Source organism: Kitasatospora sp. NPDC048365, assembly GCF_043200835.1.
GTDB classification, from domain to species: domain Bacteria; phylum Actinomycetota; class Actinomycetes; order Streptomycetales; family Streptomycetaceae; genus Kitasatospora; species Kitasatospora terrestris.
Map to the genome: position 1 here is coordinate 1 of NZ_JBICYJ010000086.1, position 12377 is coordinate 12377.

The following is a 12377-nucleotide window of genomic DNA, read 5'->3' on the forward strand; positions in this document are numbered from 1 at the left end:
CCCCCCCCGCCCCCCCCCCCCCCCCCCCCCCCCCCCCCCCCCCCCCCCCCCCCCCCCCCCCCCCCCCCCCCCCCCCCCCCCCCCCCCCACTGGGGTTTCCGGGAGGGGAGGGGGTCAGTCGCCCGCGGCGGAGACCAGGACCGGGGTGCCGGAGACGGTGCCCTGGACGTAGGTCGTGACGTTGCCGAGGCCGGTCCAGCCGGTGGGGACGCGGATGGCGTGGTAGATGGTCCCCGCGTTGGTCAGCGCCACGAACTGCATGGTGCTGGAGGCGCCGGTGCCGACGCCGGCCATCGCGAGGCTCACGATGGGGGCCGGCACGCCGCCGACCGCGGCGCCGGCGTCCCCGAAGACCGTCCAGACGCCGGTGGCCGCGCGGATGGCGTGGTACAGGCTGTTGCCGTTGTTGGTGGTCACCATCACCTGCAGGGCGCCGGTGACGCCCGCGACCGCGACGTGGGTCGCCGTGCCGGGGTTGCTGGAGTTGGCGAACACGTCGCCCCAGGCGGACCAGGTGCCGCCGGCGGTGGCCCGGTTCGCGTGCCACAGCTTGCCGCCGGAGACGGCGACCAGCTGCAGGTCACCACCGGTGGTGGTGGCCGCGGCGACCTCGGTGAGGGTGCCGGGGGTACCCGCGATCTTGGCGGTCAGGTCGGTCCAGCCGACCCAGACGCCGTTCGGGTGGCGCAGGGCCTCGTAGAGGCGCCCGTTGTTGCCGGTGGCGATCAGGTCGAAGTCGCCGTTGACGATCGCCGAGGCGTTCACCTTGGTGATCTGCACGGAGGTGCCGGGGACGGTGAGGGACAGCGGCGCGGTGGTGCCGGTCGGCGAGTCCCACTCGGTGGAGCCGAACTGCCGGACCTGGAACTGGAGCTCCCAGCCGATGCCGGCCAGGTAGGTGTTGCCCTGGTACTCGGCCTGGGTGACGGAGGAGAAGCCGCCGCCGGGGTTGTAGGCCATGTCGGGGACCTGGTCCCACGCGGTGAAGTGCCCGCCGCTGTCACGGGTGGTGTGGTGCAGGTTGTTGCTGTTGGTCACGGTGGCGACCTGCAGCTCGGTCGGGGCCGGCGGCAGGCCCACCAGGGCGGCCACCTGGCTGTCGGACAGCGCCTGGGTCCAGGTCTGGACGTTGGCGATCTGACCGTTGAACTTCAGCTGGGGCGTGCCGTTGTAGAGGTACGCGCCGACCCGCAGGCCCTTGTTGGTCGCCCAGGCGCCGCTCGGGTGGGTGGCGGTGCCGACCGGCACGCCGTTGACGTACAGGGTCTCCTTGCCGGTGGACGCCTGGTAGGTGGCGGTCAGGTGGGCCCAGACGCCCACGTCGGCCGTGGTGCTGCCCGAGGTGACGATGTCCTGGGTCGGCGTGGCGACGTCGGTGCGCGGCATCTGGAAGCGCCACGTCTTCGAGCCGGCGTCGGCCCACAGGGTGAAGCTGCTGGCGAGCGCGCCGTCCTGGCTGAGGACGACGCCGCCGAGGGCGTCCGGCTTGGCCCAGGCGGAGACGGTGTAGTCGGCCGTCGGGGTGATCGCCGCGGAGGCGGTGGCCAGCATGCCCGAGCCGTTGAGCCTGACGTCGGGGCTGAACAGGTCGCCGGTGTTCCAGTTGGCGCCGGCCGTCGCGGTCAGCGGCAGCGAGCCGGCGGTGTCGGCCGCCGTGGAGACCGCACCGGAGGTGCCGTCGTTGAGCGTCCAGGAGTGGCCCGCGGTGATCAGCTTGCCGGTCGAGCTCCAGCTCGCCGTACGGCCGGTGTTGAGGACCTGGAGGGAGGCGTTGCCGCCGTTGGCGACGCTCCACAGGTCCGGGGTGCCGTCGGCGTTGACGTCGGCGGCCTGGAGGTCGATGTCCTGGCCGGTGTTCCAGTTGGTGGCGACCGCCGAGGAGGTGTGGGTGAGGTTGCCGTTCGCGTCCGCGGCGAGGTTCTCCCACAGGTCGAGGCGGCCGGTGGACTTGTTCCAGAGGAACATCGCCGTGGTCGGGCCGGAAGCCGAGGGCATCTGGGCGGTGGCGATGGTCCAGTTGTTCCAGTCCTTGCCACCGGTCGGGGTGGTGGCGTTCAGCAGGACGGGGAACTGGAACTGGCCGAGCGTGGAGGTCGCGGCGTAGAGGTTCAGGCTGTAGCTGTTGGAGGCGTCACCGGAGATGCCGAGCAGGTCCGGGTAGCCGGTGCCGTTGCCGGAGACGTTGCCCGCCGAGGCGAGTCGGCTCGGGTCCAGGTCGCGCTCGTCCTTGAAGCTGCCGGCGGTAATGGTGTGCTCGGTGCCGTTGTGCTGGGCCGGGATCGGCGAGCCGTCGCCGGTGCCCTCCAGGACCACGGCCATGCCGGTGGCGGGGTAGTACGCCAGGACGTCCTGCAGGTTGTTGGCGCTGAACTGACCACTGATCACCTGCGCCCCGTTGAACGAGGACGGGACGGCGTAGGTGTCGACACCGTTGCCGTACTGGCCCAGGTTGGTCGCGCCGCTCACCACCGAGGCGTTGCCGCCGCTCCAGCGGCCGGGTGCCATCCAGACACCCGACGGCAGGCCGTGGGTGTTGCCGACCGTCAGCAGGTCGGGGGTGCCGTCGCCGGTGAGGTCGCCGTCCGCGGCGGGCGCCGCAGCCTTGGAGTTGAACAGCACGCTCGCGGTCTGACCGAAGTTGCCGCCCGCCGACATGCTGGTGGCGGTCAGCGTGTTGGTACGGCGGCCCGGCTTGACCTGGATGGTCGCGTTGCCGTTGGTCGCCGCCACCGTGAGCGGGCTACCACCGTTGAGCTGGTACTGGTAGCTGCTCGGCGTGTTGCCCGCGGTGCAGGACGGGGCGCACGCCGGGGTGAGCGTGACCGGCACCGAGGTGGCGACCGTGCTGCTGGCCGGCGGGGTGATGGTCGGCGCGCCGGGGCGGGTCGGGTCGAAGGTGAAGCTGCAGACCGTCGAGGTCGGCCCGTTGAGGTTGAAGTCGGTGGTGGTCACCGTCCAGTCGACCTGCAGGAGCTGGCCGCCCGCGACGGACTCCAGGTTGGCCTTCGGAAGTTTGAAGGCGAGCGTGGAGCCGGACTGCGCGGTGAGCAGGCCGGGGTTGCTGTCCGGGACGATGGTCGTGCTGGTGCCGTGCTTGACGGCGTGGAAGGTGGCGCCGAGGGTGCCGCCGTTGCGGTCGGAGACGCCGCCGTACAGCCAGACGTCGCCGTCACCCGCGTAGTCGCCGCCGGGGCAGGCGGTGGCGGGGGAGGTGGACAGGCTGGTGGAGCGGTCCGGGGCGTGGTTGTACGTGGTGGAGATGCTGACCGTGTTGGCGAACTTCTTCCAGCTGTCCCGGTCGTTGTTCTCGTACTGCGCCTTCAGCACGAAGACCATGCTGGACCGGTGGCCGGAGGCGGCGGTGGCCATGACGTTCTTGATGTCGAAGCCGACGCCGCGCGGGTCGCAGTTGGTGCCGCCCCAGAACATCGCGTTGCTGCTGCCGACGTAGGTCTGCGGCGCGGGCGCGTTGTTCCAGGTGGTGGCGTTGCTCAGCTTGGAGCCGTTGGGTGCGAGCCACAGCTCGGTGTTGTTGGCGGTGCAGCTGCCCGACCAGACACCGGTGAAGTTGATCTGGGAGCTGAGCACGGTCGAGTCCCACAGGGCGGGGTCGACACTGACCTGCATGTAGGAGCGGGCCGTGAAGTACGGGCTCTCCCAGCCGTTGTACCCGACCCGCAGCACGTCGTTGGTGTTGTAGAACGACTGGCTCGGGTAGTACGAGTTGGTCTGCGCCCAGCCCTGGCGGCTGCTGGACGCCGACGACGGGTAGAACGTCGGGTCGATGTACAGCGGGTACGTGGTGTCAGCCGAGCCGAGCAGCGAGCCGGGCACCAGGTTGATCCCGTCGGCCGTCACCTCGGTGGCGATCGGCGCGGCGTGGGCGCCGTCACCGGGGCCGGTGGCGGAGGACTCGACCGGGGCGCCGCTCTGCGGGCTCAGCGCCCGTCCGGTGACCAGGTCCTTCACGGTGCCCTTCGACTGCGCCGCGGCCTTGGCGGGCGCGGTGGCCGAGTCCCACATCATCGGCGCGGGGGCGGTGAACGCCGCCTGCCCCGACTTGTCGGCGGCGGTGATGTTGCCCGCCGCGTCCGCGGTGAGCTTGAGGCCCGCCGACGGCTGGGTGGAGAGCGTCAGCTTCTTCAGCGCCGGGTTGGCCGCCGCCTTCGCGTCCTTGACGACCAGGACCTCGGAGAAGCTGCCGCGGCCGTCCGCGGTCACCTTCAGGTCGACGCCCTCCAGGACGTTGGCGTACGTGGCCGTGGCACCCGAGAGGGTGGGCGCCGGAAGGTTCATCGGCAGGCCGACCGCCAGGCTGTGGCCACGGTTCGCCATCTTCGCGAGGGGGCCCTTGCCGCCGCCGGAGAGCGTGAGCTCGCTCGCGGTGGTGGTGGTGCTGATGCTGCCGTCCGCGTTGCGGCGGAGGGTCGGGTCGAGGTCGACCCAGTTCTTCCCGATTCGCTTGCGAACCGGGACCAGCGACTGGTTGTGTGTAAACGTTCCATCGGCGTGGGCCGTCAGCGTGCTGTTCTCGGTCGTGGCCGAAGTGGCCTGGACGTCCTTACCGGTCGTCCGGGCCTTTTCCTGGGCCTGCTGGAGCGTCAGCGGAGCGTCCGCGGCGACCGCCGGGGCGGGCGTCGGCGCTGCCGCGGCCGGCAGCGCCAGAGCGCCGCTGATCAGCAGACTCGTGGTGGCGGCGGCCCCGACGGAGCGCAGGACAGCGCCCCGTCCGGATGGGGTTCTTGGCATGTTGGTTCTTTCTCTGCGCGAGGGCCCCCTGCCCCCGACCAGACGGAAACCCTAGGGAATCTGACAGGCGTTCAGCGCGAATGTGGCATTCGTCACGGACCGGTTTGTCCGGTGTTCCCGACATTGAAAGGTTTGGCGGCGAATATTTGACCATCCCTTTGCCAAGACAGGACGATCATCATGGGATCGTCGCCCCTGCTTCTGGCGCAGTGTCAGGAGAAGAGTGAAGGGCAGTCATGTCTAGGTGGGGTGACGGGCGACGGCGACGTCGCACGATTCGTATGTTGACGGCGGCGGTGCTCGGCTCCGCCACCGCACTGTCAGGTCTGGGAGTGGCGCCGGCGGCCTTCGCCGACGCACCGCCCGCGGCCTCGGCGCCGAAGCTGGCGAAGACGCCGTCGGTGAAGGGGGTCAAGGCGGTCGACGCGCGCTTCGTCACGCCGAACGACCGCACCGACAAGAAGTACGTGCCGACCGCCGTCGCCTTCCCGGCGGCAGGCGGGTCCACGGCCGAGGTGAAGCCGGCCGAAGGGGCCGCGGCCTCCAAGGCGCTGGTCTCCTTCCAGGCCGCGGCGGGCAGCCCGTACGCCGGACCGGCATCGGTCCAGGTGTCGGTGCAGGACCGCTCGGCGGCCGAGAAGGCCGGCGTGAGCGGTGTGCTGTTCACCGTCACGCCGGGACCGTCGGCGGGCAAGGGCAAGGCCCGGGTCAGCGTCGACTACTCCTCGTTCGCCCAGGCCTTCGGCGGCAACTTCGGCGGCCGCCTGCAGCTGGTCCAGCTGCCCGGGTGCGCGCTGACCACGCCGGATGTCGCTGCTTGCCGCGTCCGTACGCCGCTGGCGTCGGACAACAACGCCGGCCGGAAGTCGGTGTCGGCGCTGGTCGACCTCGGCGCGGAGAAGCCCGCCGCGGACGCCGGCGGGGCCAGGCTCCAGCTGCAGTCCGTCTCCTCCTCCGCGGCGGCGCAGCCCATGGTGCTGGCCGCCACGTCCGGCGAGACGGGTGCGGACGGCGGTGGCCCGGCCGGTACCTACTCGGCCACGACCCTGAGCGCGTCCGGCAGTTGGGCGTCCGGCAACTCGAGCGGGTCCTTCACCTACCAGTACCCGATCACCGTCCCGAACGCTCCGTCGTCGCTCGCGCCGCAGCTGTCGCTGGGCTACGACTCCGGCTCGGTCGACGGCCGGACAGCGACCTCGCAGGCGCAGTCCTCCTGGATCGGCGAGGGATGGGGCATCCAGGAGTCGTTCATCGAACGCTCCTTCGTGCCCTGCAACGACAACCCGGGGGGCTCGGCGGCGCCCGCGGCCATTGCCGACATGTGCTACGCCGGCGACGTCCTCACCCTGTCGTTGAACGGATCGTCCACCGAGCTGATCCCGGCCGGTAAGGACGCCGCGGGCAACGACGTGTACAAGGGGACGGGCGACGGCGGCGAGATCGTCACCCACCGGGTGAACTCCGGCAACGGCTCCGGCACCTACAACACCGATTTCTGGACCGTCACCGACCGCACGGGCACGGTCTACTCGTTCGGCCTCAACCACCTGCCGGGCTGGGCGAGCGGCAAGGCGGCGACCAACTCCGTCAACTCGCTGCCCGTCTATGCGCCCCACACGGGCGATCCCTGCTACAACGCGGTGTTCACCTCGTCGGTCTGCACGATGGCCTCGCGGTGGAACCTCGACTACGTCAAGGACCTCCGCGGCAACGCGATGTCCTACTACTACAAGCAGGACGCCAACTACTACGGCCGGAACAACGGCGCGAGCAACGTCTCCTACATCCGTGACGCCCACCTCGACCACATCGACTACGGGTTCACCGACGGCAACGCGTACGGCACCGTGCCGGACAAGGTGGTCTTCGGCACCGGTGACCGCTGCGTCACGGCCCCGTGCAGCCCGCTGAGCGCGAGCACCAAGGCCAACTGGCCGGACGTTCCCTTCGACATGGTCTGCGCTCAGGGGGCCACCTGCACGGCTCACAGCCCGGTCTTCTTCTCGACCGTGCGGCTGACCTCGATCGCCACGCAGCAGTGGGACGTGGCGTCGACGTCGTACAAGCCGGTCGACTCCTGGGCGCTGAACCAGACCATGCCCACCTCGGGCGACGGCGGCGCCACCCTCTGGCTGGCCGGCATCACCCACACCGGCGGCGACCTGAAGGGCGGTGGCTCGACCGTCGAGGTTCCGCTCCCCGCCGTCACCTTTGGCCGGATCGACCTGCAGAACCGGGTCGACACCGTCACCGATGGCCTGCCGCCGCTGTACCGCTTCCGGATCAGCTCGATCACCAGTGAGACCGGTTCGGTCACCGGCGTCCAGTACTACCAGCCGAACCCGTGCACCGCACCGGTCACCACCACGCCGTCGTCCAACACCTCGTCGTGCTATCCGGTCAGCTGGACACCGGACCACTACGTCGCGCCGATCACGGACTGGTTCAACAAGTACGCGGTGCAGAAGGTCACCCAGACCGACCCGACCGGCGGCGCGCCGGTACAGGCCACCTCGTACGAGTACGCGGGTGCCGCCTGGCACTTCGACGACAACGAGCTGGTGCGGGCCAAGTACCGGACGTACGGTCAGTGGCGCGGTTTCGGGACCGTCAAGACCTACGCGGGTGACGGGGTCAACGACCGCCAGAGCATGGGCGAGACCCGCTACTACCAGGGCATGTCCAAGAACAACAACGCCACGGTGGTCAACCTGACGGACTCCCAGGGCGGCGTGCACGAGGACATCGCCCAGTTGGAGGGCCGGACTCTCGAGACGACGGAGTACACCGGCAAGGGGGGTGCGGTCGACAACTCGACGATCACCTCGTACTGGGTCGCTCCGGCGACCGCGACCCGTACCCGCACGGGGCTGCCCGCCCTCACCGCCAACAAGGTCCTCCCGGTCGAGAGCTGGACCCGGCAGGCGCTGACCGCGACCCCCGGGACGACCACCTGGCGGGTCACCGAGACCGACACCACGTACAACACGACCGCGTCCGACCCGAACTACGGGCTGGCCACGGCGAGCTACAGCCACACGGTTCCGGCCGACACGGCGTACGACCGGTGCGTCACGACCAGCTACGCGAAGGCGAACACGGCGCTCAACCTGGTCGGCCTGGTGTCCGGCACCGAGACCGACTCCCTCGCCTGCGGCGGTTTCACCCAGGGGGCGAAGAGCAGCGTCCCGGCCACGGTCAACACGCTGACCGCGCCGGCCTCCGTCAGCCGCCCGAACCAGGTGGTCTCGGCCACCCGCACCTTCTACGACGACCCGGCCATGGCGGCCACCTGGCCGCAGCTGGCCACTCCGACGTTCCCGCAGGCCGCTGCCCCGACCCTGGGCGTCGCCTCGGTGGTGCAGGTCGCCAACGGTGCCTCGGGGAACGCCCTGACGTACGTGACCACCAATACCACCGTGTTCGACTCGGTCGGCCGTCCGGTGGACGTCTACGACGCCAAGGGCGGGAAGACGCACACGGCCTTCACGGCGGACGCCGTGGGGACGGTGACCGGCAGCGCGGTGACCAACCCGCTGGGGCAGAGCGGCTCGACGACCCTCGACCCGGCCCGCGGCCTGCCGTTGACCTCGACGGACGCCAACGGCGTGGTGACCACCAAGCGGTACGACGCGCTCGGCCGCGTGACGAGCGTGTGGCTGGCCTCCCGGCCGACCAGCGCGCCGGCGAACTTCCTGTACGAGTACACGGTGTCCGGCACGGGTGTCACGGCGGTCACGCTGAAGAAGCTGAACGACGAGCTGCAGTACCAGGTCAGCACCCAGATATACGACGCCATGCTGCGTTCGCGGCAGACCCAGTCGCCGACGCCGCAGGGCGGTCGGATGGTGACGGACACCTTCTACGACACCCGCGGTTGGGTGAGCGCGAAGTACAACGGATGGTGGGACGACGCGACCCTGCCGAACACCACGGTGGTGTCCGCGGCGGACCTGAAGAAGCAGGTGCCGAGCCAGGACTTCCTCACCTATGACGGCCTGGGCCGGGTGATCGTCGACGACTCGGAGCAGAACGGCGTGGTGGTCTCCTCCACCCGCACGGTGTACAACGGCGACCGCGTCACCGTCGTCCCGCCCACCGGTGGTGTCGTGCGGACGACGGTCACGGATCCGCTCGGCCGCACCGGCGAACTCGACGACTACACCGCCCGACCCACCGTCAACTCGCCGGCCGACACCTTCACCGGCATCTTCACAGTGACGGGTGGCTCGTCCCAGGCGATCACCTACGGCTACGACACCCGCGGCAACCAGTCCACGGTGACGGCGGGCGGCTCGACCTGGGCCAGCACGTTCGACCTGCTGGGCCGGGTGACGGACAAGGTCGACCCCGACGCGGGCCACAGCCAGCTGTGGTACGACGCCGCGGGCCTGCTGACCCAGACCCTGGACTCGCGCGGGAAGTACGTGAGCTACACGTACGACGCACTCGGTCGCAAGACCGGCTCGTTCGCCGCGGCGAGCGCGTCGCAGTCGAGCGCCAACCAGCTGACGTCGCTGGTGTACGACAACGCGAACAGCGCGATCGTCGGGATGAAGTACCCGATCGGCCATCTGACGACGTCGACGTCGTTCAACGGCGGTTCGGCGTACGTCGTGCAGGAGAAGAACTTCAACGTCTTCGGCGCCTCGCTGGGCCAGACGGTGACGATCCCGTCCGCGACCGAGGGCACGACCCTCGGCACCACGTACAACTTCATCCACACCTACACGACCAACACGGGCCTCCCGCTGAAGGACGTGTACCCGGCCGGTGGCGGTCTCCCCTCGGAGACGGTCACCCACGGCTACGCGGGCAACCTCGACCTGCCGGACACCCTCGGCGGGACGAACGGCTACGCGCAGGGCGTGACGCACGACGCGTACGGGCGGGTGCAGCAGACGACGATCGGCTCGGGAACCAACGAGGCGTTCATCACCAACCAGTACGACCCGCACACGAGCAGGCTCACCGACCAGCTGGTCACGCGGTCGACGGCGACGCCGACCAACGTCGACGAGCAGGCCTACACCTACGACCTCGCCGGCAACCTCACCAAGCAGACCTCCACCCGCCTGGGTTCGTCGAGCTCGGTGGAGACGCAGTGCTTCCGGTACGACACCCTCGACCGGCTGAGCAAGGCCTGGACGGCCACCGACTCGTGCGCCGCCACCCCGACCTCGGCCGCGCACGCGACGGTCGGTGACGGCATCGCGGGCGGGGCGTACTGGACGGAGTGGAGCTTCGACGCGCTGGGCAACCGCACCCAGCAGGTCGAGCACTCCACCACCGGCGGTGCGGACGCCACCACCACCTACACCTACAACGGCAACGGCACGAACCAGCCGCACACGCTGACCTCGACCAACGCCAGCACCTCCTACCAGTACGACGCGGCGGGCAACACCACCAAGCGCACCACCCCCTCGGGCGGCACCCAGACCCTGGCCTGGGACGATGCCAGCCGGCTGACTTCCATCAGCGGCGGCACCGCGGGCACCACCACCTACGTGTACGACGCGAACGGGCAGGTGCTGCTGCAGAAGGACCCCGGCTCCACCGTGCTGTACCTGCCGGGCCAGCAGCTGACGCTGACCGGCACGGTCCTGAGCGGAACGCGGTACTACCCGCTCCCGGGTGGCGGCACCGCCGTCCGCACGGGCACGGTGGGTGGCTCGACGACCTACACGTTCGAGATCCCGGACCAGCACGGCACCGCCGGGCTCGCGCTCGACGCGACCGCGCAGAACCCGACCTGGCGCCAGTTCACCCCCTACGGCGCCTCCCGCGGCACCGTCGTGTCCTGGGCCGACAACCGCGGATTCCTCAACGCGCCCGCCAACCCGGCAACCGGCCTCAGCTCGCTCGGAGCACGCCAGTACGACCCCTCCGTCGGACGCTTCATCAGCGTCGACCCGCTCTTCGACCCCAGTGACGCCCAGCAGCTCGGCGGCTACAACTACGCCAGCAGCGACCCTGTGGGCAAGAGCGACCCGACCGGCCTGCGTACGGACCCCGACGGCATCTGGTGCGACACCCACCAGTGCACCCCGGAGGGGAAGGCGAACGCCGACCGGCTCCACGACGAGCAGGACAAGCGCGACAAGGTCATAGAGGAGAACCGCCAGAAGCACTCGGACCCCGGCGAGCGGGCGAAGTGGCGGAAGGCCCGGATCGCGTGGCTCAAGAGCAAGGACAACCCGATCGTCGGGGCCTACCTGGCGAGGATCAAGGAGATCAACAAGCGCAACTGCCACGGACCGGCCCGTGACGGCTGCGCCTGGGCGAACCTCGCGGACAGCATCCTGTTCGACGAGTACATCGAGGACGCGGCCGGCCGGATCGACGAGGGCGCCTTCGTGTTCAACCAGAAGGAGTTCGACACCATGGTCCTCAAGGGCAAGGACTACCAGAAGGGCTTCAACAACCACGAGTACCAGATGGCCTTCGATCTCGCCGCCGGCCCCAACGGGGCCGACGTCCTGGCGCATCGCCAGGGCAACGGCAAGCAGTTCGACGCCTTCGTCGACGGAGTGCCGTCGGAGTTCAAGGCGGTGAACGGTACTCCTAATTCGATCAACGGCGCCCTGAAGAGCGCGAAGGGGAAGGGTGCCGTTCGGCTCTACATCCGAGCGGCGGACAATTCCTCCGCCTCCGACGCCATGAACGTCATGCGCGGCTTCAGGGGAAGCACCGCGGACTACACTGACTACTATGTGTACGCCCGCGGCGACAAGGGCGGATGGAACATCAGCGGTAAGGTCGGCGGCCAGCCCAAGTGCAACGGATGGGGATGCTGATGTCGCTCGACGCCACCGTCTACATCAGGTCGACCACGCGGGAGGCCGTCCGCGAGGACCGGGTGGTCGAGCTCCTCGGCCTCTCCGAGCCGGACGGCCGGGGCTGGCGGGACTGCGTCGGGCCGACCGGGCTGGGCTTCGCGGTGAACCTGAGCAGCCATCCGGAGGACGTCCTCGGACCTGCGGTCGGCGAGGTGGGAGCCCCTCTCGACGGTCCGCTGTACCTGCGCCCCTACGAGGTGTACGGGCACGTCACCGTCACCGAGCCGGGTTTCTGCGACCGGGCCGAAGCACTGGCCGGGTTCTGTGACGAGGCGCTCTCCCGGCTCCGGTCGGGGTTGCCCTCCGTGGAGTACCTCGCCGTCCTGGACCGTTCCTATCGGTACGACGCCTTCTTCGAAGGCGGCAGCCCCGACCAGGCCGAGATCTGGGTGGCGGGAACAGGAGAGCCGGTCGGCGACGAGAACTGGGTGAGGTCGCTGGTGCGCGACGCCGGGACGGAAGCCCCCCTGGCAGTGAAGATGCTGCGGGACACTCGGGCCCAACTCGACGGGTACGTGCCGGAGGACTTCTTCAGCGTGGCGGAAGGCGTGGCGGCCATCTCGCTCCGCAGCTCCGGGGCCGAGACCTCGGACGCCTACCGGAAGCTGGTCTCCGCACTGCGCCTGCGCGAGTCGGAATTCGAGCTCGCCCTGGTCGAGGACCGCCGGATCAAGCACTACCGCTGCATCGCGGGAGACTGATCGAAGGTTCTGAGACAGCAGTCGGGGGGGGGGGGGGGGGGGCCCCCCCCCCCACGCCGAGCAGCCCCGGGCCGCGGCCGCCGCG

General features: G+C 70.0%; 3 protein-coding genes. 2 read left to right on the forward strand and 1 reads right to left on the reverse strand.

Annotation, left to right across the window (positions count from 1 at the left end; genetic code table 11):
- Window positions 1-114: 114 nt before the first annotated feature.
- Entirely contained in the window at window positions 115-4749 is a 4635-nt protein-coding gene (locus ACGFX4_RS40645; RefSeq protein ID WP_393086142.1) for a LamG-like jellyroll fold domain-containing protein, read from the reverse strand.
- 284 nt (window positions 4750-5033) lie between these two features.
- Between ACGFX4_RS40645 and ACGFX4_RS40650 the strand changes: the two genes are divergently transcribed.
- Entirely contained in the window at window positions 5034-11549 is a 6516-nt protein-coding gene (locus ACGFX4_RS40650) for an RHS repeat domain-containing protein (protein ID WP_393086144.1), read from the forward strand.
- Window positions 11537-12292, forward strand: a complete 756-nt coding sequence (locus ACGFX4_RS40655) for a hypothetical protein (RefSeq protein WP_393086146.1) — start codon at window positions 11537-11539, stop codon at window positions 12290-12292. Before ACGFX4_RS40650 ends, ACGFX4_RS40655 begins: the two co-directional genes overlap by 13 nt.
- Window positions 12293-12377: the final 85 nt, after the last annotated feature.

Bases quoted from the DNA above. Each gene is read 5' to 3' on its own strand.
- ACGFX4_RS40645 (WP_393086142.1), bottom strand. From the start codon at position 4,749: ATGCCAAGAACCCCATCCGGACGGGGCGCTGTCCTGCGCTCCGTCGGG.
- ACGFX4_RS40655 (WP_393086146.1), top strand. From the start codon at position 11,537: ATGGGGATGCTGATGTCGCTCGACGCCACCGTCTACATCAGGTCGACC.